This is a genomic window from Martelella lutilitoris (genome assembly GCF_016598595.1).
In the GTDB taxonomy this organism is placed as follows: domain Bacteria; phylum Pseudomonadota; class Alphaproteobacteria; order Rhizobiales; family Rhizobiaceae; genus Martelella; species Martelella lutilitoris_A.
The window spans coordinates 37,483-60,045 of record NZ_CP066787.1 but is presented as its reverse complement, the minus strand read 5'-3'; the positions used below and the strand labels follow the sequence as shown (position 1 = coordinate 60,045).

The 22,563-nt window shown below is 58.6% G+C and carries 20 protein-coding genes and 2 pseudogenes; 17 read left to right on the top strand and 5 right to left on the bottom strand.

Features of this window, described 5'->3' with window-relative positions; all coding sequences use genetic code 11:
- Window position 1 precedes the first annotated feature (1 nt).
- The 7 genes from JET14_RS20980 to JET14_RS20950 all read left to right on the top strand — a co-directional run bounded on the left by JET14_RS20980 (window position 2) and on the right by JET14_RS20950 (window position 6,179).
- Window positions 2-643 carry a type IVB secretion system apparatus protein IcmL/DotI gene (locus JET14_RS20980; protein ID WP_106308663.1) on the top strand — a complete coding sequence of 214 codons (642 nt, stop codon included), beginning with the start codon at window positions 2-4 and terminating at the stop codon, window positions 641-643.
- Window positions 643-1,662 carry a DotH/IcmK family type IV secretion protein gene (locus tag JET14_RS20975; RefSeq protein WP_246750668.1) on the top strand — a complete coding sequence of 340 codons (1,020 nt, stop codon included), beginning with the start codon at window positions 643-645 and terminating at the stop codon, window positions 1,660-1,662. Before JET14_RS20980 ends, JET14_RS20975 begins: the two co-directional genes overlap by 1 nt.
- Window positions 1,659-2,951: a DotG/IcmE/VirB10 family protein gene (locus JET14_RS20970; RefSeq protein ID WP_200338278.1), complete on the top strand. Its 1,293-nt coding sequence runs from the start codon at window positions 1,659-1,661 to the stop codon at window positions 2,949-2,951. The genes JET14_RS20975 and JET14_RS20970 overlap by 4 nt, the downstream gene beginning before the upstream one ends.
- Window positions 2,951-3,271, top strand: a complete 321-nt coding sequence (gene icmT / locus JET14_RS20965) for an IcmT/TraK family protein (protein ID WP_200338277.1) — start codon at window positions 2,951-2,953, stop codon at window positions 3,269-3,271. The genes JET14_RS20970 and icmT overlap by 1 nt, the downstream gene beginning before the upstream one ends.
- A 385-nt stretch (window positions 3,272-3,656) precedes the next feature.
- On the top strand, window positions 3,657-4,943 hold the full coding sequence (repC, locus tag JET14_RS20960; RefSeq protein ID WP_200338276.1) for a plasmid replication protein RepC: 1,287 nt from the start codon (window positions 3,657-3,659) through the stop codon (window positions 4,941-4,943).
- Window positions 4,944-4,968: 25 nt separating this feature from the next.
- Window positions 4,969-5,481, top strand: a complete 513-nt coding sequence (locus JET14_RS22835; protein ID WP_246750667.1) for a thermonuclease family protein — start codon at window positions 4,969-4,971, stop codon at window positions 5,479-5,481.
- A gap of 53 nt (window positions 5,482-5,534) precedes the next feature.
- The gene (locus JET14_RS20950) at window positions 5,535-6,179 is read left to right on the top strand and encodes a hypothetical protein (protein WP_200338275.1); all 645 of its coding nucleotides are present in this window, start codon (window positions 5,535-5,537) and stop codon (window positions 6,177-6,179) included.
- Between the two features lie 318 nt (window positions 6,180-6,497).
- Here the strand turns inward: JET14_RS20950 and JET14_RS20945 are convergent.
- The 5 genes and pseudogenes from JET14_RS20945 to JET14_RS20925 all read right to left on the bottom strand — a co-directional run.
- A pseudogene (locus JET14_RS20945) lies at window positions 6,498-7,211 on the bottom strand (tyrosine-type recombinase/integrase); the annotation flags it as partial.
- A complete protein-coding gene (locus tag JET14_RS20940) occupies window positions 7,208-8,152 on the bottom strand; it encodes a tyrosine-type recombinase/integrase (RefSeq protein ID WP_200338274.1) in 945 nt (314 codons plus the stop codon). The pseudogene JET14_RS20945 and the gene JET14_RS20940, both read right to left, overlap by 4 nt.
- The gene (locus JET14_RS20935; protein WP_200338273.1) at window positions 8,149-9,369 is read right to left on the bottom strand and encodes a site-specific integrase; all 1,221 of its coding nucleotides are present in this window, start codon (window positions 9,367-9,369) and stop codon (window positions 8,149-8,151) included. Before JET14_RS20935 ends, JET14_RS20940 begins: the two co-directional genes overlap by 4 nt.
- A gap of 134 nt (window positions 9,370-9,503) precedes the next feature.
- Window positions 9,504-10,433, bottom strand: coding sequence for a DMT family transporter (locus JET14_RS20930; protein ID WP_200338272.1), 930 nt, complete (start codon window positions 10,431-10,433; stop codon window positions 9,504-9,506).
- Between the two features lies 1 nt (window position 10,434).
- Entirely contained in the window at window positions 10,435-11,025 is a 591-nt protein-coding gene (locus JET14_RS20925; protein WP_200338271.1) for a TetR/AcrR family transcriptional regulator, read from the bottom strand.
- A 287-nt stretch (window positions 11,026-11,312) separates the two neighbouring features.
- Here JET14_RS20925 and JET14_RS20920 point away from each other — a divergent pair.
- The 10 genes and pseudogenes from JET14_RS20920 to JET14_RS20875 form a co-directional block, all read left to right on the top strand.
- Window positions 11,313-11,585, top strand: a pseudogene (locus JET14_RS20920) (zincin-like metallopeptidase domain-containing protein); the annotation flags it as partial.
- 143 nt (window positions 11,586-11,728) lie between these two features.
- Complete coding sequence (locus JET14_RS20915; RefSeq protein ID WP_200338270.1) at window positions 11,729-13,837, top strand: ParB/RepB/Spo0J family partition protein; 2,109 nt, start codon at window positions 11,729-11,731, stop codon at window positions 13,835-13,837.
- Window positions 13,838-13,963: 126 nt separating this feature from the next.
- Entirely contained in the window at window positions 13,964-14,521 is a 558-nt protein-coding gene (locus tag JET14_RS20910; RefSeq protein WP_200338269.1) for a hypothetical protein, read from the top strand.
- A 60-nt stretch (window positions 14,522-14,581) separates the two neighbouring features.
- Window positions 14,582-14,842: an antitoxin gene (locus tag JET14_RS20905; RefSeq protein ID WP_200338268.1), complete on the top strand. Its 261-nt coding sequence runs from the start codon at window positions 14,582-14,584 to the stop codon at window positions 14,840-14,842.
- Complete coding sequence (locus JET14_RS20900) at window positions 14,839-15,243, top strand: type II toxin-antitoxin system VapC family toxin (protein WP_200338267.1); 405 nt, start codon at window positions 14,839-14,841, stop codon at window positions 15,241-15,243. The genes JET14_RS20905 and JET14_RS20900 overlap by 4 nt, the downstream gene beginning before the upstream one ends.
- A 261-nt stretch (window positions 15,244-15,504) precedes the next feature.
- Complete coding sequence (locus JET14_RS20895; RefSeq protein WP_200338266.1) at window positions 15,505-15,780, top strand: type II toxin-antitoxin system RelE/ParE family toxin; 276 nt, start codon at window positions 15,505-15,507, stop codon at window positions 15,778-15,780.
- 12 nt (window positions 15,781-15,792) lie between these two features.
- A complete protein-coding gene (locus JET14_RS20890; RefSeq protein WP_132312817.1) occupies window positions 15,793-16,092 on the top strand; it encodes a HigA family addiction module antitoxin in 300 nt (99 codons plus the stop codon).
- A 28-nt stretch (window positions 16,093-16,120) separates the two neighbouring features.
- Complete coding sequence (locus JET14_RS20885) at window positions 16,121-16,747, top strand: hypothetical protein (protein WP_246750665.1); 627 nt, start codon at window positions 16,121-16,123, stop codon at window positions 16,745-16,747.
- A 164-nt stretch (window positions 16,748-16,911) separates the two neighbouring features.
- Window positions 16,912-21,270 (top strand): strawberry notch family protein, encoded by a 4,359-nt coding sequence (locus tag JET14_RS20880; RefSeq protein WP_246750664.1) that lies wholly within the window; start codon window positions 16,912-16,914, stop codon window positions 21,268-21,270.
- Window positions 21,267-22,313 carry a DUF7146 domain-containing protein gene (locus JET14_RS20875; protein ID WP_200338265.1) on the top strand — a complete coding sequence of 349 codons (1,047 nt, stop codon included), beginning with the start codon at window positions 21,267-21,269 and terminating at the stop codon, window positions 22,311-22,313. The genes JET14_RS20880 and JET14_RS20875 overlap by 4 nt, the downstream gene beginning before the upstream one ends.
- The last annotated feature ends 250 nt before the right edge of the window (window positions 22,314-22,563 follow it).

The window sequence follows — 22,563 nt, the reverse complement described above, 5'->3', positions numbered from 1 at the left end:
CATGAGCGAGCAATCCTACGGCGCACTCGAAACCGTCATGAAGCGCACACAGACGTATCGGACGGCTTTCCGGGTGATGTCGGTAATCAGCTGTGCGCTTCTGGTCACAACCGTCGTTTCGGTGGGCGCAGCGGCCTATCTTGCCACCCATAGGCCCGAGCCCCGCTACTTTGCGACAACAACCAACGGCCAAATCTTGCCATTGGTGGCTTTGGATAAACCGCACCTCAATGCAAACGAAGTCGCCAACTTCGCCACCCAGGCCGTGACCGCCGCGCTGACCTACTCGTTCACCAACTATCGCGCCGACCTCACAGCCGTGCAGAAGTATTTCACGCAGCCCGCCGGATGGAACTCGTTCATCGACGCTCTCGACAAGAGCGGTCAGCTCGAAATGGTGAAGGAGCGCAGGCTGAATACCACGGCGGTTGCTCAAGACGCAGTGATCCTTTCACAGGGGCCAAATGCTCGTGGCGTCTATCAGTGGGTCGTGCAGATTCCGCTCCGCATCACCTATGAATCCGCAAGTGAAGTATCGGGGCAGGATCTTCTTGTGACAGTTACCATCAATCGGATGGAAACCTATCAGACCCCTGAAGCCGTCGCGATCAACCGCTTTATCGCAGCGCGTGGAGGCGCCTAATGACAATGCGTACTTCAGGCGCCCTTCTATGCGTTCTTCTGGCGACCACGACACCCGCTCGCGCGCAGGACGCGCCGAGCGGACTTGCCCAGGCGGCTGCACAAGGCACGCAGCGCGCCGAACAGATTAATCAGCAGCGCGCCGACCAGCAACAATACGAGCAGCCCGACAGCGAGTTTCCTGTCATTGGGTCCGACCACCTACTCAAGTCGCTGGATGAGTTGGATCGCCCGCTTTCGCCGGAAGAAATCACGGCTTACGGCGCTGCGGTTCAATCTCAAATGCCGATGGCCCCCGAGTTGATCCGCGACTACAAGCGGCGAGTGAATGAAAGCCAGAAAGCCGCAGCTCAACCCGCGGCTGGATTTCGGCCGAAGGCGATCTCTGATCAGGTTCAGGTTTCGCTTGAGGCATCCGCACAAACCACCGCTATCAAAACCTCGCCTGGAACGATCTCCAACCTTGCCTTCTTTGACCGCACCGGAAAGGCTTGGCCTATTGCCAGCTATGGCGTCGGTCGCCCCAATGCGTTTCAGGTCTATGCGATGCAGGAGGGGAGCAATCAGCTCATGATCACGCCGCTTCTCCCGCATGCCTTCACAAACCTGACCGTTTCTCTGGTCGGTGAGGACCGGCCATTAATTATCGACGTCGAAACAAACGAAAAGGTCACGCAATATCGGCGCGACTATCAGGTCGACGGTCTTGGCCCGAATGCGCATGTTTCCACGGCCGTCAGCGCTCCGCCGAGCCGCGCCTCCAACCAGGTCATGATGGCGTTCGTCCAAGGCGCCGGCATTCCACAAAATGCCACGAGGCTTTCCACGGACGAACCGTCCGTATCGGCATGGCGATACGGAAAGGATCTCTACATCCGCACGACCAGCACGCTGCTTTCACCATCCTGGACTGAAAGCCTGACCGGTCCTGGCTCGGTGCACGCCTACAAGCTCAAACCGACGCCCGTTGCACTGATCTCGTCCGATGGCTCTGTCAAGAAAGTGAGAATTTTCCAATGACCGATGCAGAAAACCGATCTGACGAGATCCACAACAACCCCGATACCAGCGAAACGCCCCAGGCCGCACCGGAAGTCGAGACTGAATCGCCCATGAACGATGAACGGCGTTCCACGATCGATCGGAGCGCGCAGCGCAACAATCGCATTGTCTACGGCGGTATTCTCGTGATCGCGGTCGGTCTTGGTTTCGTTCTGTGGCAGAGCTATTCGTCTTCGCCCGTTCCATCGTCGAGCGTTGCACGCCCACCGAATGTCGAGAGTACACCCGGCGGCGAACAGCAAGGAAGGTCGGAGCGCTACCAGAATACGCTCGATCAGTCGAACGAGCTCGGTGCCAAGACCGCTTTCGAAAACGACGAAAGCTTCATCGCGACACCTGACGAAGCCATGCGGTCGATCGACACGATTGGGCAGAGGAAAGATCCGCCGCCGGTCAAACGGCCCGTCGCGCCCGCCAATGTCATTGAGCGTCGCGTCCAGCCTGTTGAGTACCGAACCGCCGATCGGCGGCAGCCCCCCAAACCGCAGACTGACTATCGACGCATCGATCAGCTTGCGAGCGCCATGAGCGCGCAACAGCAAGGATTGCTTCAGTCCTGGCAGCCTGTGGCCTCACAGGCAACGGTTGTCATTGAACAGGACCTGTATACGCCGCCTGAACCGCTCGCAGCCAGCAATGGACAGGGCGGTGGCAATGGTTCTGCCCAGGCGTCCGGATCTTCGTCGGTTCAAACCTATGCGGTCGCCGGCGACACTGTCATGGCGCGTATCCAGAACGCTTCCGATTCCGATACGCCCGGACCGGTGATCGCCGAGATCATCAGTGGCCCCCTTGATGGCGCCCGCGCCATTGGCGCTTTTGAGGTGAACAAGACGCAGAGCGCGCTCGTCATCCAGTTCGATCGGATCGTGATGCCCGATGGCGCAAACTACGACACCAGCGCCTACGCGATCGATGCACAGCAGTCGACCATCGCCGTGAAAACTGACATCGACCGTCGTTATTTTCAGCGCTACGGCGGTAAACTGGCGGCCGCGTTCATATCCGGTCTGAGCGGCTCTCTGTCTCAACCGCAACAGCAATATGTCGGCATTTCCGACAATATTGGCTCCATCATCACCAACAAGCCGACGGTGAACGAAAGCATCTATGCCGGCTTCGCCGCAGCTGGCGACGCCATTTCCAGCGACCTCAACAACAACGCGCCGAACGGACCCCTGGTCAAGGTTCGGGCCGGTCAAATGATCGGCATCCTGTTCCTTGAAAATGTCGGAGTGGCGAACTGATGGCGGAAAGCAGCTTCAACATCTACGGCACGCCGGTTTACTGGCGGGAAACAGTGCGAACGCCGCGCCTGCTTATCTTCGATGCCCGCCTGATATTCTTCTTCCTGCTTTTGACATTGCACCTGCGGCTATGGACCTTCATCGCACTGGTCCTCGCGTGTTGCGGGTTCTGGCTCATCGAGCGCTATGGGTATGCTTTCCCGAATGCACTGAGGGCCATTCGCAGCCTTGTTGCTGGCCGCCAACACCCCGCCCTGCCCGGCTACAGATACCGCTCAATGATCGACTATGGCTTTGAGACGCGTGAGGTTCAGGGATGAGCATAGCTCGAGAAACCACCGCCAAAGCTCCCGTTTGCGCATGTGTGTTCTCGGAAGGCATTGCCGGCGGCAGCGCAATTTGCGCTGTGGGTGGCGACTATAGCCTGATCAACGCGAGACAGAACCAGTTGGCGGATGCCGCTGAATCTATTTTGGCTTCGGTGAAGTCAAACTCAGCGCGACAAAAAGGAGAGAAAAGTTGAGGTAGCCTCAGAACGACAAAGCCCCGCGCGGCTGCAACCGGCGGGGGCTTAGTGCTAAAAATAGCCAAGACGTTGATAGGCCCTTTTTAGCATTCACCCGACATCGTGGGCAAGAGGAAAAACGCAGTTTCTGCGCACGATACCCCTTTGCCTGCTTCCTGCTCGAAAGCAAGGAAAACGGAATGTTAAAATCATCGACCGGGTGGCGAAAACAGACACCCGAGCGCGCCTATTTTTCCGATCTCGCGGCCAAGGCCCCGATCGGAGACCATAGCCGCGCCGAAATCAGGCGGCTCCTGAACCGCATACGTCCCGTTCTGAAAACGAATACCACGCAGATGCTGCTCCTCAATATCCTGTTCGACGCCACCTATTACCAGGACTGGAAAAACGGATCTCAGCCGATCGTTTGGCTGTCCAACGAGGCCATGGCCCGCCAGCTCAATATCAGCGTCAACGCGACACGCGCCGCGCTACGGTCACTGACCGACATGGGCATCATCTCGCATTACGACAGCGCCAATTGCCGGCGATCCGGCCAGCGCGATCGTTCCGGCCGCATCGTTCATGCTCACGGCATCAGCCTCGCTTTGCTCGAAGCGCGGTTTGATGAGCTGACAGCGAAAGCCGACAGGTACGACCTGGACAATCAGCGCCGCCGCGTCCTCCGCAACGACATTACGTCACTGCGCCGCGATATCATGGCAACGCTCGAAATCGCCAAGGAGACGGTCAAGCCGTCGCGCTGGCATTCGATTGCCCAGCGCTTCGACCAGCTCAGGGCCTTTCTCGGAAAGATCGGCCGCGCCAGCGTCGAGCATCTGGAGCGGATGCACCGCGATTTCGAACGCCTTTGGAAGACGCTCAATGCCCTCGTCATGAGTGACTTGGACAAGAAAACTGACACCAAGGTGTCCCTGAGCGGACACCTATTAGAACCTACAACCCAACCTGAAAACGTATCTTGTAATGACGAATGGAGTTGCGCTGACGCGCAACGCTCTGGTTTTCACGCTGACAGCGCCTACGGCGCTGAAAGAATGGCTCTTGAAAATGAGCCTCGGCAAGCTGAGGGGCATGAGCAACCCGAAAAATCAGTGAAATCCGGCCGACGGATAGATCTGCGAACCGTGCTGACGGCATGCCCGATTATCACCGAGCTTTCCACCGAGCCGCTGCGAAGCTGGCGCGATCTCGACGCATACGCCGCTGAACTTCGCCCGATGCTCGGCGTGTCGGCCCATGCCTGGGCGGAAATGCGAACGGTCGCAGGGCAAGGGCTCGCTGCGCTCGCCCTTGCCATCACCGCCCAAAAACAAGCGGACGGCGAAGTCAGTTCGCCGGGCGGCTATCTTCGGGGAATGGCCAGGAAGGCGAAGGCCGGCGATTTGCATCTCGAAAAATCCCTGAACGGGCTGCTAGCTCGAAAATTGGCCGCGCAGCAGACGTGCGCGGCGCCGATCCAGTAGGAACTTAGGAGGCTGAAACGCTGACATGAAACGCATGCGATCCAAATTTTTGCTCGGTCTTGCCGGCGCCATCGCCATCATTGCCGCCATTCCGGAGGCCGGCAGCATTGCCCAATCGATCGGCGTCCCGAAATCGGTCCTTCGGGAGATCGGCCGGCAGGCTGAAAAATACGGCCGGCAAACAACGATCGTGACCAGCGCCGGCGAAATCAGCGTCTACGACGGGGACACCATCAAAATTGATGGTCAGCGTATGCGGTTGCTTGATATCGACACGCCCGAAATCTCAAAGCCGCGGTGCAGCTACGAGGAAAAGGTGGGGTATCAGGCCCGAGACAGATTGCGGGCGCTGATCGGTCAGGCCGGGACCGTCGAAATCATCGACAGCGGGACAACCGACAAATACGGTCGGAATTTGATCCATGTCGAGGTTGACGGAAGGGACGCTGGGCAAATTCTCGTCAGAGAGGGGCTTGCACTTCGATATCGGGGCGGGTCGGCCGCCTGGAACGAGCGGAAGCGCCATTGGTGCGGGTGATCTGTTTGTATATATGAAATCGATAGTGTCGAATGTGTACTTGGAGTAGAGGAATGTCCTGGAAGATCACCCTTATCATGCTTGGCGTTAGCATGTTTGCTCTTGGTAGTTCGGCCACTGGCGCCAGCGCCGCGCCGATCACAATCAAAGGCGTAAATCTGAAAATGTCGCTAGTTGACCAAGTCGCGGAATTTAACCGCAGAGGTTTGGTTTGCTATCAGGAGACCAACTCGCTCAATGCCCCGCTGCGAGTTCTTGACGGAGCATCATCTCCCGCAGATGAAAGAGTGATATGCATCGATGCGGGTGATTTCAAAACCCATCGTGCAGAAATTGAACAACTGTTACGGTCAGTTCCTGACTACTGCGAAAACGCGATAAGGACCGAAACCGAAGCATCGAATTGCCTAGATGCTCGGGGCGATCTGTTTCAGGCAACTAGCCCGTTGATGAAGGCGATTATTTCGCCTGATGGTCGTGTTTCTTTTGAGTGCGATTTTGTGAAAACGTGCATGTTCGACCTTGAACAAATTGTTCATGTTTTTCAGAGGCAAGTGCTCAATAAACCTTTTGAAACATTGCATTCCTATCCATTCAAGGCATGTGCCGCCGGCGATGACGGCGATGAAGTCTGTATCGGAGGCGATGGTGGTATACTTTTGCGTTGGTCAGCAGGAAGGGTAATGAATTTCAACTGACCAAGCATTGTCATCATGCGAAATCTTGGCCGTTCGGCCGATGGCCGACCGCGCTCTATGCCTGCGGCACGAAGCCGCCCAAAGGCCGTCTTCGCCCATGCGGGTCACGATCGCTCGTCCGGAAAGACTTTCAGTCTTTCGCTTCGTGCCGATTGCGGGAAGAGGTTCGACTAGATGCCGAGACCGCCAAGCGCAAAAAGCGCCGCGATATCCGACTCTCAAATAAATTCTGCGGGTGTTTCAATTGAATGGAAACCGGTTCGAAATCGGCACCTTCAGAAGGTCGTGATCGCTATGCCCTCCATCATTCAGACGGTAATGCTTGCGAACCAGATGCTCCAATGCATCCCGGCTGAGCCGGTCACCCCGGATCGAGGGGAACAGCGGTCCATCGCTCTCGCGCCGTTCGCCGATCCAGGTCTGGATAAGCTTGGCCGTGTCGCGGCGAAGAGGCGTACTGCGTTCTTTTCGGCCTTTGCCGATGCAACGGATATGGGCGCCGGTGCCAAGGATCACATCCTTGCAGCGCAGGTTGACCAATTCGGAAGCGCGTAAACCGGTTTGAAGTGCAAGCACCAGCAGGACATGATCCCGCCGCCCCGCCCACGTCGCCCGATCCGGCGCAGCCAGCAAAGCCGCGATCTCATCCGCGTCGAGGAACGTGACACTCCTCTTTACATACCGCTTGTTCGGCATCGAGAGTATCCGCTGGCAATGAAGAAGCCAGCTTGGCTCGGTTAATGCGACGTAGCGGAAGAATGAGCGGATGGCGGCAAGCCTTGTATTGCGGGTGCGCGCCGTATTACCGCGAACCGTCTCGACATGGACCAGGAAGTCGGCGACGAGATCGGCATCGAGGTCCCCAATTGTCAGCCTGGTGGGCGGCTTTTCACACCGTGCGCTTGCGTACCGGATCAACAGCCGGAACGTGTCGCGGTAGCCGGCAATGGTATTTTGGCTTGCCTCCATCTGGGTGCAGAGACGGTCAGTGAAGAAGCGCTGGATCAGCGCAGGGAAGTTACTCGTTTTCATCGGGTTTCCTCCTCCGCTACTGCGCCGGTTATTCGGGCCGAGGCCAGTTCCAGCAGTTCTGGTACCGCTTCCAGATACCAGTATGTGTGGGCGGGGTTCGCATGACCTAGCCATGTCGTCAGCTTGATCATCTCGCGGCCGACGTCTTTGCCTGATCTATACCAGCTCAGCATGGTCCGCACCGCGAAGGTATGACGAAGATCGTGGATGCGCGGGCGACGACCGTGCCGAAGATAAAGCTGCGATTCTCGCAGTCCGATCTGCTGGCAGACATGCGCGAAGTTGTAGCGTGCACTGCAGTCGCCAAATCGACGCCCTTCACAGTTCACGAAGAATGCCTCCGGCCTGCCCCCGAGCAGCCGGTCCCGCTCGCGACCATAGCTTTCCAGCCGTAGTACGACGCTTGGGTCCAGCGGCAGCAACCGTTCCTTGCCAAGCTTGCCTTGCCGGATGCGAAGCACGCCGGATTCTACATCAAGGTCGGCAGGGTCAAGAGCAAGAGCTTCGCTGATCCTAAGCCCGGTCACGGCGATCAGGCCGAACAGCGTCGAGCAGGTCAGCCCGCGAAGGCCGTAGACCGAAGGCAGCATTCGCGCATGCTCGATGATCGCAACGATTTCGGCATCGCTGTAGATATAGGGGTGAGAACGCTGAACGCGGCCTGGCACCAATCCCCGTGGTGGAGTTTCGTGCCTTGGGTCAATGCCGTGCAACCATTCGGCAAACTGGCGGGCGACCCTGAAGCGTGTCGCCCTTGTTCCGGCGCTGGCGGAAGGCAGGCTTTCGAGCCAGCGCATGACGAGGCTTGTGCTGACGTGTTGCGCCCCATCACGGTCGGCAAACGTGACGAAGCGGCGCAATATCCGTTCATCGGTGCTGAGATCGGCGCCGAGCTGCCGTCTGATGGTGAGGTATCGGTCCATTTCGGTGAGGAAGCTCATCGTGCCGCCTCCGCGACCGGCCAGGGCTGGGCAATGGAACGCAGACCCTCCGTGTCGAGCTTTGCGTAGATCATCTTCGTCGCCCGCGACCTATGTCGCAGCAGATCGCCGATCTCCTCCAGCGACGCCCCGGCACGGACCATGTTCGTTGCCAGGCTGTGGCGTAGAACATGTGATCCGACGTAGGGTGTTGGCGGCTTCACGCCCGTCGCCGCGAATGCCTCCTTCAATATGGCGTTGATGACCTGGCTGTCCTTGAACGGGCGATTGGGTGCTCGATGCGTCACGAACAGCGTGCGTGTGGTTGCGGAGGAGCGATCCTCACGTAGGTATTCGCTGATCGCTTCGCCGACGTCCGGCGGGATAGGCAGCCGATCATGTTGCTGGCCTTTCCCACGAACCATCAGTTCGCCGGCGCGCCAGTCGATGTCATCCAACTGGATTGCGATGATCTCCGGCGCATGCAGGCCGAGGCGCGCCATCAGCAACAGCATGGCGTAGTCACGGGTGCCGCGCCGTGGATTGCCGCGCACCGAGGTCACAACGGCCTCCACCTCCTCAGGCGACAGGTATCGAGGGAGCCTTGCGCCCCAGGATCTATGCACGCGAGGGACGCAGAGCGACAGGTTGGTCGTCGTGAGGCCCTGAGCGAACAGATACTGGAAGAAGCTGCGCAGATGCGTGGCCGGTGTCTTGTCGCGGAACGGCCGCTTGCGCGTCAAAAGATACTCCATGAACGCCACGATATCCTTGACGTTCAGCGCTGGTAGATCGAGCAGGTTCTCGCCGAAGCGATAATCAAGGAAGCGGTCCGCGAACCGGAGCACATGATAGATCGTGCGCGGGCTGAGACCCCGCTGCCGGACGAGATAGATTTCGAAGTTGCCCAGCAGTTCTGCGCGGTCGGCCTGCGCGGGCGTCAGAGGCGGTCGTGTCGCAACACCTATTTCAATCAGGTGCGTGACGAACAGCCTTGCGAGATTGGGGATCTTCACCTGGCTCTTCGGCGTGGCCGGCAATCTCTGCCCCAACTCGACGGCAAGGTCTGGCGTCAACGCCGACGGAGTGATGCCCTCGGCGTCGAGCAAGCGACCGAACCGCCGAAGCAGGCAACGATAGTTGTTCAGCGTGGTTGGCTTGTAGTTTTGGAATGAAAGACTTTTCTCGAACGATTCGAGATAGCAATCGAGGCAGGTAGTTTCCTTGGATATTTCCATTTCGTGTGCTCCATGTTCTTGGAACACTATCTTGGTGGAAAATCCGGGCTGTTTGACCAGCCCTGCGGCGGATTTCGACGAGACCCCGTGCGTCCTCGGCAATGAAGTTGTCCGCTTCGAACCCAAATCCGCATTCAGGCGGACCTCACTCCGAGTTCAGTCGCTATTTGTTTTCGTGAATAAGGCATCGTGATGATGCCAAGGCATCCCACGACCAATGCCACGCCGACCCATCCGAGGACTGGCAAGCGCTCGCCCACGATGATCACGGCCAGAACTGCGGCAATGACAGGCTCCAGCAGCGTAATTGTGGTTGCCATGCTAGATCGCACACGAGCAAGGCCATAGCCGAAACACAGATATCCTAGGAACATTGGCACGGTAGCCATATACATTCCGACTGCCGCATTTTCCCACGACGCGAGGAATGGCCCACCTGTCGCGACAAGCACTGGCATCAGCAGAAGGCCACCAAGTCCGAAGGTTGCACCCATCGCTACGGATGATCTCATGCCCCGGAGCATCATCCTGCGCGCGGTCCAGGAGTATAGGGCGTAGGTTAGCCCTCCGATAAGGCCTAGGGTCACACCAAGGGGGACGTTGTCCCCGCCGACCACCTCGCTATGCGACGCGCTTTCCGCCACACAGATGAAAGTCATGCCAATCAGTCCGACCAAGGCTCCGATGGCCCAGCGTGCTGTCAGATCTGTCCGATCCAAAACATATTCAATGAGAGCTGATAGCAGCGGCGCGGACCCGATGGTGATGACTGTTCCAATCGTCACTCCCGCCAACCTCATCGAGGCATAGAAGGCCAAAGGATAGGCTGCGACCGCAACCGCCCCGATCATGAGCAACCTGCGTTGATCCCATAATGCTGCGTGGGAACGGCTGATGCCGCGCAGGGCGATCAAGGCTTGCGCCATCCCACCAATCCCCATTGCTGCCGCGCCGATGGCTGCAGGGCTGACATCTGGCGCAAAGGTTGCAGCAGTCCCGGTTGTGCCCCAGACAACGGCTGCGAACAGGATCGCGACAACTCCCCCGACATATCCTTGCGTCATATCAAAGCGCCTTCAGCATGTCGGACACCATGGCCCGTGCCGATATGACCCTTGCACTGTTGCCCTCAAGCCCCGCCCGCGTCATAGCACCTTCCAGCAAGAAGGCGATGTGTGCTGCAAGGCTTGACACACGGTGAAAGTCATCCGGTACAATCTCGGAAAGATGTTGAGCGACGATGTTTTCTACCTGTTCCTTGTGCCGCCGAACGGCCTCGCGACCGGCATCGCCCGCCTCAAGTTCGGCCGCCGCATTTAACAGCCCACACCCGCGAAATCCACGCTCATAGGCGTGTTCAGCGTGATCCTGATAGGCGTCAAAGACGGCTAGGATGCGTTCTTTCGGATGGGATGCCGTAGCTTCTCGCGCAGCGTAAAGTGCCAGCCATTCCGCATGCCTCGCTTCGATATACTGGTTCACCAGATCAGCCTTCGAGGCGAAATTATTGTAAAGGCTCTTTTTCGCCACCCCCGCGCGTTCCACGATGGCGTCTATGCCGGTCCCGCCGATGCCATGATTGTAGAATAGGATCATCGCGGCCTGTATGAGGCGGTCGTGAGCACTGATTTTCGGTGTGGCGTCTGGCATGGTCATTAGTTGCTCCTAGAATATAGGTAGACCAGTATACCTACAAAACAGAGGTGGGCACAAGGGCAAAGTCCATGGTGGACGAATGTTGGGAATGTCCGCAGTGACTGACAGTCAGACTTCGAGAACGGTGCACTTAATCAGAACTTCTGAGTTCCTCGAAACGCTCTGATTATGCCGAACTGCTGCAAGGCAGAACGCAGGTGCGAAAGCCACCAAACCGGCCATGCGGCATAACCCGTCTTACGGCATAATGACCCTTATGCCGATATCGGCATAAGTCTCACGCTACCAGCCATGCAGGCCGGCTTGATCGGAATCAGAGGTTTTGCCGCAAAGCCGACCTCGCCTTCGAGGAGCTTTGTGCCGAAATCGGTTCCGCCATGCTTTGCGTTTCACTGGATCTGGTCCCCGACTTTTCACAATCGGCGGCCTATGTGGAGAGTTGGCTTCGATCACTGAAGAACGACAAGAAGTACATCTTCCGCGCCGCGAGCGAGGCCCAGAAAGCAGCGGACTATCTTCTGCAGGCGTCTTGCGAACAAACCACCCAACATGCGGCATGAGGTGCCCGAAAATCTTAGCAAATCAAACGGGCTTCGCCGCCGCGCGAAGCCCGTTTTTTTGTTGCGGCACCTGCCTCGAACAGGGGTTTCGCCAAAGTGGGGGCCTTGGCTGCGAAATGTCCGCAACAAGACTTATGCAACATATGAAAGAACAAAAAACAACCGAAACGTTGATTTTGCCAGCTGTGTCGGTTTCACTGATCGATAGAGCAAGAGTTCAGCGAAGCCCGGTTGCCGGGCTTCCAAAAGGAGAGAAAGTCTTTCCTCCCGGCCGATACCGGAGAACAGCAATGACCTCGAACGCCATCAAGATCATCCCCGTCAGGCAGCTCGCGCTCAGCCCGCTCAACGTTCGCAAGACCGAGGCCGGCGCAGCCGCCGACGCGGAACTGAAAGCCTCGATTAAGGCCGACGGCGGCATCAAGCAAAACCTGCTCGTCTATCCCGCAGGCAAGAACAAGTTCCTGGTTCATGGCGGCGGTCGTCGGCTGAAGCAGCTGCAGGTGCTGATCGACGAAGGCGCATTGCCGGCCGAAACGGCTGTACCCTGCAAGGTCGAGACCGAAAAGCAGGCTATCATCAGCTCGACCACGGAAAACGTCGTGCGTGCCAATATGCACCCCGCTGACCAGTATGAAGCCTTCGCGGCGATGATCGAAAAGGGCTTTAGGACCACCGAAATCGCCAATCAGTTCGGCGTGACCGAAAACCTCGTGCAGCGCCGCCTCAAACTGGCCGAGGTCGATCCGGTTCTTCTCACTGCTTTCCGCAACGACGAGCTCTCCCTGGACGCGCTGACGGCGTTCACGATCTGCAAGGACCGGAGCCGGCAGGTCGAGATCTTCGAGCAGCTCAAGTCTACCTATCACGGCATCAACGCCTATCAGGTTCGCCACCTGGCTACGGAGGACGAAGTGTCGGCGAGCGATAATGTCGCCCAATTTGTCGGCGTCGATGCTTACACGGCTGCCGGGGGAACGGTGCGCAGGGATCTGTTTTCCGAAGCTGACAACGTTGTTCTTGAAGATGTTGCATTGTTGCATCGTCTGGCGACCGAGGCATTGAACGCCGAGGCGGAGAAGCTGACGGGAAAGTGGAAATGGGTCGATGTGCATCTGTCGGTCACCTATGACCAGTATATGCGCTATGGTCGCGAATACCCGCTCCCCGTCGAGCCGGCCCCCGAGGATCAGGCCAAGCTCGATGCCTTGAACGGCGAGATCGAGGAGATGGAGGAGATCGGCGAGGAGGCTTGGACCGACGAGGTGCAGGCGCGCTGGGATCAACTCCATAACGATCTGGAGGCGCTATCCGCAGACGTGAAGCGGTCGGAATACACCGATGAACAGCGCGCCCGGGCAGGCTGCGTTGTGTCCATCGATCACCGCGGGGCGTTGAGGGTTGAGACCGGTCTGGTGCATCCGGACGACAAGCGGCAGCAGATTCGCTCCGGCGGCTCTGAAACGATGTCGGCCGAGGAAAAACGCAAGGAGGCCGGCGTGTCGAATTCGCTTTCGGCGGATCTGCGTGCGATCCGGCATCAGAACCTACAGGCCCACCTTGCCAGCGACTATCAAACTGCCTTCGACGCGATGCTCTATTCGATGATCGTCCGCCTGCCCATCGCCTATGCCGCCGCGCCGATCGATATCTCGATGCGTCAGGCGGAGGTCTTCAAGAGCCGTGAATATCTGGAGGATACGATCGCGGCTGCCATGCTTGAGGAAATCAAGAACACGCTCGACCTGTCGTGGATCTCGCTCGAAAGTCCGCAGGACTTCATCACGATGTCGGCTCTGCCGATGGAAAAGAAGCAGGCGCTGTTCGCCTGGGCGACGGCGCAGGCTGTTCAGCAGCAATTGGCCAACGATGACCATAGCTCGCCGGTTCTTGAGGAGATCGGCCGCCGTTGCAGCACTGATGTTGCAAATTGCTGGCGTCCGGACGCGAAAAACTACTGGTCGCGCGTCCCGAAAAAGCATGCCCTTTCCGTCGCCGCGGAAGTTATCGGTCAGAAGTGGGCCGATGAGCGCCGCGACTTCAAGAAAGACGCGCTCGCCGCCTCGATGGAAGCGGCTTTCCGGGAGGGCGCTGACGAACGGGTCGGCATCGATCCGGAAACGGCCAGGCGCACCGCGCGCTGGCTGCCCGACGGCATGGCCTTCGAAAGTTCTGATGAGCAGCCGCAGGGCGAGGTCGAAAACCCGAAGCCCGATGTGCTGCCGGCGTTCCTGAAAGCCGCCGCTGAATAGATCCCATCACCACCAGGTCTCCGGTGGACGGTCGCTCTCAAGTTAGAGGGCGGCCGTCTTTTCCGTGAACGGAAAACAAGAGCGAGAAAGTTGTTTTCTCCGCCGTTCGATACGGAGACAAAACCCATGCGAGCTTACAGACCGAAACGAGAAGACTTCATCCCCGAAGGTGCTGACGTGCGTTCCGATCCGGAATCCGATGCCGTCGCCTATCTGTTCGAAAACCGCGGCAGGCCCTGCGCCAAGCTGTTCGTCGACAAGCGCGCGCGCCCCGAGTGGCATTACTGGTTCAAAAGCCCGGAAGCGCGCGAGAAGCGGATCGAAGAAGGCTTCCAGGACCGCCGCAGGACGCTTGCGTGCAAAAAGCGCTATCGGCCGTCAAACGCCGGCATCGAGATTGGCCATATCTTCGTGGCGTCCTGGGGCTATGATCAGACAAACGTCGATTTCTGGCAGGTCACAAAGCTCATCGGCAAGTCCATGGCCGAGGTCCGACCGATCGGATCGATCGACGCGTCGAGCGAGAATGAGGCGCCGATGACCGAGCATGTCGTTCCGTATGCCGACCACTTTATCGGTCCTGCCCGTCGCGTCAGAATCTCCAACAGCGGTTTCAACCCGGAATCCTTCATTCATGCCCGTCTGTGGGATGGAAAGCCGTGCTACGCTTCGCACTACGCTTGAAATCTCACATCCGGCCTAGTATATGCTTCTGTATATACAAAATTCTGACAGGAGGTTATCATGCCCCAGCCCCAAGCGTCCGAAGCACGCGAAGCCAAGTTGTTTCGCAACAACAAGAGTCAGGCGGTTCGTATCCCGGCCGATTTCGAACTTCCGGGCGACCGTGTGCTGATACATCGGGAGGGAAGCCGACTTGTGATCGAACCTGCCCCCAACAAAAATCTTCTGAACATTCTGGCGCGACTGAAGCCGCTCGGCCCTGATGACCAGTTCCCCGACGTCGATGAGACCCTGCTGCCAGCAAGGGAAATCGACCTTTGAGCCGCCTTTACATGCTCGACACGAATATCGTGTCGGATCTCGCGCGTAATCCGGCCGGCGCCGTCGTCGGCCATATCGCTGATGTCGGGCAGGATATGATCTGCGTCAGCATTATCACCGCGGCTGAGCTATGCTATGGCTGCGAACGCAAGGGGTCTGCCAAGCTGACAGCCCAGGTCGAGGCCATTCTTGGCGGCATGCAAATACTCGCATTGGATGCGCCAGCACATGCCCGGTACGGCCGCATCAGAGCAGGCCTCGAAGCAGCCGGTACGCCCATCGGTCCAAATGATCTTCTGATTGCAGCCCATGCCTTGGCTGTCGATGCTGTTCTGGTGACAGCCAATACGCGCGAGTTTTTGCGAGTGCCCGGCCTCGAGGTTGAGAACTGGATAGCATGAGCTCAATCCCGGAAAATGCCAGATCGTTGCTGCTAAGCTCTTGAGGAGGCCTCGCAACCTTTCCTGAGCATACAGCCAAGGCCAGCCTGGCAGGCCAGCTCATCGGGTAGGCCCGGCGCGTCAGAATCTCCAACAGTGGCTTCAGCCCGGAATCCTTCATTCATGCCCGTCTGTGGTATGGAAAGCCGTGCTACGCATCGCACTATGCGTAGGTGTAATCTATCGGTTGACATATGTAATCAGATTGATTACGGTTCTGTCATGATAAAAGGCTTCGCCAACAAGCAACTCAAGGCGCTGTGGGAGACGGGAAAGTCGAAAATAGACGCCCGTCTTCACAAGCGAATCCTGCTGCGCCTCGATGCTTTGGACGCGGCTTCAAGGCCGGAGGATCTAAACATTCCCGGCTTCAATTTTCATAGCCTCACCGGTTTTAGCCCAACCCGCTATACGGTGCATGTCAATGGCCCCTGGTGCGTGACATTCGAGTTCGAGAATGGTGACGCCTATGTGGTCGACTTTGAACAATATCACTGAGAGGTGACGATTATGGCCCGCAATCCTGACCGCTGCCCGTCGCATCCGGGCGAATTGTTGCGTGAAACCGTTATCCCGGCCACGGGCAAGTCCATCAGCGAGATCGCCCGTCTTCTTGGCATATCGCGTCAGCAGCTCCATGCCATCCTGGCAGAGCGAAAACCGGTCAGCCCTGAAGTTGCTGTTCGACTTGGCAAACTGTTCGGTAATGGCGCCGGCCTCTGGCTGCGCATGCAGAGTGCCTATGATACCTGGCACGCCGAACGCACCGTCGACGTATCCAGCATTCCGACGCTCGATACGGCAGCATAGAAGTTGCCTTGCAAAAAGCGCCGCCTCGATGTTCGAGGACGGCGCTTTCGCCGTGCATCTGAACAAGGAGCACGGCATGTTTGAACTGCACCGCGAAACCCTCAATGACAAGACAATCCGGATCATCCCCGATCCCGATCCGATGAACCCGCGTGTCGAGTGCGACACGCTGGGCACGATGATCTGCTGGCATCCCCGCTATAACCTTGGAGACAAGCACAGCTATCGCAACAATCAGGAGCTGTTCATCGCTCTTGCCGGCTATGAAGATGAAGCACCTTTCGATCTGGAAGCGATCGAAAAACGCGCTCTGCGAAACGCGATCATCCTGCCGCTGTACCTCTATGACCATAGCGGCCTAACGATGAACACCAATGGATTTTCCTGCCCGTGGGACAGCGGTCAGGTCGGATACGTTTTCGTCACACTCGAAGACGCCAGGACTGAATTCAGCGCCAAGCGGCTATCCTCCAAAATGCGCGAGCGCGCGATCGACATTTTGCGGGCGGAAGTGGATGTTTACGACGCCTATCTTCGTGGAGACTATTGCGGTTTTGAGATCATGGGCGACGACGATGAAGTCATCGATTCATGCTGGGGCTTTTCAACAATGGCTGACTGCCTGACGGAAGCGCGTAGCGTTCTCGCCGCATAGGCATCTATCAATCGAAAATCAAAAGCCGTCCGAACAACCGGGCGGCTTTTTCTATGTTGCGGTTCGCCTTCGAAGCCAAAAGCAAGAGGGGGACCGGGAAGGTTTGAACCTTCCCAGGACAGAGAAAGGGGAGGTCTCAACCGTCAACCAAGCCGGAGATCCCCATGACCATCGTCGAAGCCTTTACGACCGGAACCCCCGTCACCGATGATCCCGCCGCCATTTTGAACGCAGGAAGGGTCTTGTTGCCAATCCTCGAAAGCGGGACCAGCATCTCGTCATCTGCGTTGCGTGATGCCATGGAACGAGCCTCAGGTGGTTCCGATACAGACGGAACCTGGCTGTGGAAGCACGCCTACGAAGCTGCCGAATGCGCCCAGGTTCTGTTCCTGCAAAAGTACGGCGCCACCATGCGCAAGCAGGCGAAGACGCCGCAGCAACTGGTGACGATGATCGAGACCATCGCCAGCCTGTCGCCGAGCCAGACGAAGCGCTCCGATGAATCTCAGGCCCTTCAACAATTTTCCACTCCCCTGCCCATAGCATTCGCCGCCGCGCACGCGGCGGCGATCACCGCCGACGACCATGTTCTCGAACCATCGGCCGGCACGGGACTTTTGGCTGCTTTCGCCGCCATAGCCGGCGCAGACCTGCATCTCAACGAGATTTCGCAAACGCGCGCAGCCTTGCTGACTGAGCTGTTCGCCGGATCAGACGTTACCCGCCATGATGCCGGCACAATCCATGACCGGCTCAACCCGTCGGTCGATCCGTCGGTCATTCTCATGAACCCGCCATTTTCGGCCGCCCCGGGCGTCACTCGCCGTTACAGGGCCGCGACCGCGCATCATTTGCGCTCTGCCCTCGCCCGACTTCGCCCTGGCGGCCGCCTTGTGTTGATTTCCGGCGCTTCCTTTACGGCGCAGTCGCATTCGTGGCGCTCGTTCTTCAACGACCTGCAGCAAACGGCTTCAGTTGTCTTCACCGCTTCGATTTCGGGCAAAGCCTATGCCCGGCATGGCACGACCGTCGAGACGCGCCTGACCGTGTTCGACAAGGTGCCGCAGACGGTCGAGCCGCTAGCGTTTGCGCGCTGCGAAACCGCGGGCGAGCTGCTGGACCTTGTGGTTGAGCACTGCCCTGCCCGACTGGCAACGACGACTTCCTCGACAACGCCGCACCCGGCTCCGGCCGCCCCGGCATTGGCACAGATCCGCGCCAAGGCACGCGCGACCGTTAAAACCTCGACAGCGCATCCCCTGGACAACGCCGAGATCTGCGACGTCGCCTATCAGGCCCGCGACGACATCAGCGCTGGCGGTCAGGGCTCCGATGAAATCTATGAGCCCTACGAGGTTCAGACGATCGCGATCGATCACGCCAAGCCGCATCCTGGCGAACTGGTTCAGTCGGCCGCCATGGCGTCCGTACAGGCCCCGCTTCCTTCTTATCGGCCCCGCCTTCCAGCGCAGCTGATAGCCGATGGCGTCTTGTCAGCCCCTCAGCTCGAAACCGTGATCTATGCCGGCGAGGCCCATGAGACGTTTCTGAAAGGCACTTACGATGTGGTCGACGACTTTGCGTCGATCCAGCCGGCAAAGGTTGAAGCCAGCGCGTTTTCGGTCGAAGCGCTGCCGGAGGACGCCTCGAAGACCGTCCTGAAAAGCGCACGGTTCCGGCGCGGTTTCTTTCTCGGTGATGGGACCGGTTGCGGCAAGGGTCGACAGGTCGCGGCCGTCATTCTCGACAACTGGTTGAAGGGGCGCCGTAAGGCGCTGTGGATCTCGCGCAGCGACAAGCTCATCGAGGATGCCCGGCGTGACTGGCAGGCGCTCGGCGGCGTGGCCGCCGATATCATTCCGATTTCAAGTTTTCCGCAAGGACGGTCGATCCCTGATCAGCCGGGTATTCTGTTCGTGACCTATGCCACGCTTCGCAGCCAGGCCAGGCAGGACAAGAAAAGCCGCCTTGCGCAGATCCTCGACTGGATCGGTCATGACTTCGACGGTGTGATCGCGTTCGATGAAGCCCATGCAATGGCCAATGCCGTCAGCGCCAAAGGCGAGCGCGGCGAACGCAAGCCATCGGAGCAGGGTCGCGTTGGGCTTCTCCTGCAGAATGCCGTTCCGAGCGCGCGCGTGCTCTATGTGTCGGCGACCGGAGCCACAACGGTCAGCAATTTGGCCTATGCCTCACGGCTCGGCCTTTGGCAGACCGGCGACTTTCCGTTCAGCACGCGGGCCGATTTCATCGCCTCCATGGAAGACGGCGGGATCGCCGCCATGGAGGTGATTTCACGCGACCTGAAGGCGCTTGGCCTCTATACGGCTCGCCTGCTTTCGTTCAAGGATGTCGAGTATGAGATGCTCGTACATGAGCTGACCGAGGCACAGACCGAGATCTATGACGCCTATGCCAACGCGTATCAGATCATTCACCAGAACCTTGAGAAGGCGCTGGAAGCCGTCGGTATCACGGCGGACGGAGCAACGCTTAATCCGCGCGCCAAAAGCGCCGCGCGATCGGCGTTCGAGGGCAACAAACAGCGGTTCTTCAACCATCTGATCACCGCGATGAAATGCCCTTCGGTGTTGCGGGCGATCCAGGCGGACATCGATGATGGTCATGCGCCCGTCGTCCAGATCGTCTCGACCGGCGAGGCGCTGATGGAGCGCCGTATCGCGGAAATCCCGCCATCGGAGTGGAACGACCTCAATGTAGACGTGACGCCCCGCGAATATGTGCTGGACTATCTCAACAGCTCCTTTCCGACCCAGCTATTCGAAGCCTTCGAGGACGAGAACGGGGAACTGCGCTCCCGCCCGGTTCACGATGCAAACGGCAATCCGGTTGTCAGCCGGGAAGCGCTCGAAGCGCGTGATGAGCTCATCGAGCATCTTGGCGCCTTGCCTCCCGTTCAGTCGGCGCTTGACCAGATCATTTGCCATTTCGGGACCGAACAGGTGGCCGAAATCACCGGCCGCTCGCGCCGGATCGTCAAGACGCGCGACGGGCGCATGAAACTGGAGCGCCGTCCGGCATCGTCGAACTACTCCGAAACCGATGCGTTCATGGGCGACAGCAAGAAAATACTGGCATTCTCGGACGCCGGCGGGACCGGCCGTTCATATCATGCCGATCTTGCAGCGACGAATAGGCGCAAGCGTGTCCATTATCTGCTTGAAGCCGGATGGCGCGCGGATGCGGCCATTCAGGGGCTTGGACGCACGCACAGGACCAATCAGGCGCAACCGCCCTTGTTCCGCCCCTGTGCGACCAATGTGAAAGGCGAGAAGCGGTTCCTGTCCACGATCGCACGTCGCCTCGACAGTCTTGGCGCCATCACCAAAGGTCAGCGCCAGACTGGCGGTCAAAATATGTTCCGACCGGAAGACAATCTGGAGAGCGACTACGCCCGCGCTGCATTGCGCCGGTTCTTCAGCCAGCTCTATGCTGGCAAGATTCCGTCGTGCTCGCTGACGAAGTTCGAGGAGGTGACCGGTCTGGCGCTGACCGATCATGACGGGTCGCTACGCGAAACCCTGCCCCCGATCAGCCAGTTTCTCAACCGCTGCCTGGCGCTCACGATTGCCATGCAGAACACGGTGTTTGAAGCATTCACCCAAATCCTCGACGGGATCGTCGAAGAGGCGATTGAGGCTGGCACCTATGAGGTCGGCCTTGAGACGCTCACGGGTGAACGCTTCACCGTCAAAAAGCGCGTGCCGATCTACGAACACGGTCACAGCAAGACCGAGATCCTGACGATCGAGAGGCTGACCCGCAACAAACCGATGTCGCTCGACGATGCGCGCCGGTTTCTGGAGCGTCAGCCTGACGCCCAAGCCTATCTCGACAAGAAGACCGGCGACGCTGCCATTGTTATCCCATCGGCGACCTGGTTCACCGAAGCGGGCGATCCGATCCGGCGCGTGCAGTTGATCCAGCCGATGTTTAAAAAGGCGATGCACCGATCGACGCTGGCGGATTCCAGCTGGAAGCCGATCGATCGCGTTGCGTTCGAAAGGGCATGGGCAACCAAGGTTGAGACCATCCCCCAATTCGACACATCGACGATCACGATTGTCGCCGGCCTTCTGCTGCCGATCTGGCAGCACCTTCCACAGTCCAACACGCAGGTCTACCGCCTCACTGCCGAGGACGGAGAGCGTATCCTGGGCCGCATGCTGACCCATATCGATGCGGTCAATTTCGCGGCTCAGCTTGGCGTTTTGGATGCCATCAAGCTTGATCCCGAGGAGGTGCTGAAAGCCCTCCTCATTGGCAATGCCCAATTCACATTGTCCAATAAAATCAAGCTTCGGCGGTCGAAAGTGATGGATCGCCACCGCATCGAGATGCTAGACTTCAAACCGAGGGATTTGAAAGCTTTCAAGGCGCTTGGCTGCTACACGGAGACCATCGCATGGAAGACACGCCTTTTCGTTCCGGACGACGAAAGCGTTCTCGCAAAAGTGCTGGAAGGCACGAAAATCGTCGCAGTCAGGGAGAGGTGGACATGATTTCTGCCTCCCAACTTTCCGATCAGCTCGCTGCGCGAACCGAACAGTTCTGCCGGACCTATCTGCCCGCCGGTCGGCGGGCGGGCAACTATTGGCAGGTGGGGAACAAGTACGGTGACCCCGGTAGATCCATGGCCGTGCGTCTTCAAGACGCCGGCACGCGCAGGGCTGGCAAGTGGGCCGATCGTGCGACCCATGAATATGGTGATCTTCTCGATCTGCTGGAGAGTATCGTCGGGACAGGCAGTTTTTCCGAAACCTGCAAGGAAGCACGCCGTTTCCTGAATCTGCCGGAAGTGTCGGCTGATCTTGGGCGAGCCGGGAACGATCAAGAGAAGCCACCCTCCAATTTCGATCAGGTCGAATCCGGCCGAAAGCTCTTCTCCTACGGCAAACTGTTCAAGGATACGCCCGTAGAGCGCTATCTGCGCGGGCGAGATATCAGCCGCTTCGGGCCAGCCCTCAAGTATCATCCCCGCGTTTTCTTCCGCGATGAGGACGGTCAGTCCCGGCAGTTGCCTGCCATGCTGGCGGCCGTGACGGATAATGACGGCGTGGTCATGGCATGTGCGCGGACCTGGCTCGATCTGAAAAACAACTCTGTCGCGCGCATCGCCGAACCCAAGCGGGTTTCGGGCCAGCTCTACGGCAACGCCGTGCGGTTTCACTCAAGCAAGGCGGGCGGTGACATCATCGCCGGAGAAGGCATTGAAACAGTGCTGTCCATCGGCTCGGTGTATCCGGGCGCGGAGCTGGCAGCCTGTCTGACGGCAACGCATCTGTCTCTGTTCGATCCGCCATCGAGCTGCACGCGGCTGTTCATCGGCCGCGACAACGATGATGCCGGCGAACTGGCAAACCGCCAGTTGCGCAGCCGGGCCGAAGAACGAGGCATCGAGGTGGTCGATCTTGTGCCGACGCTCGACGACTTCAACGACGATCTGCGGAAGTTCGGCAGGCAGATCCTGCGGGAAAACCTCAACCGGCAGATCATGGCGGCGATCACCAGGCCGGTACCATGGGCCAGTCTGCGCATGCCATAACGGTTGGCCGGCGTGCGGTCTCGCCTGACAAGTCGTTTTCCGTAGCGGCTTGTATGGCTTTGGCGATGAACCGAAAGCCGACCGCAAAGGCGGCTGGCAGGACAAAGGACAACCCCGCCTCTCAACAAAAGCGGTTTCCACCTTCGGTGGACCCTCCCCTTTTCTTTTCGGTTCGGGTCCAGCGCTTGCGCTCGGCCCTACGGGTGTCAGCCCTGCCCTTTCGGTTCTTTTATCGCCCCATACAAACCGC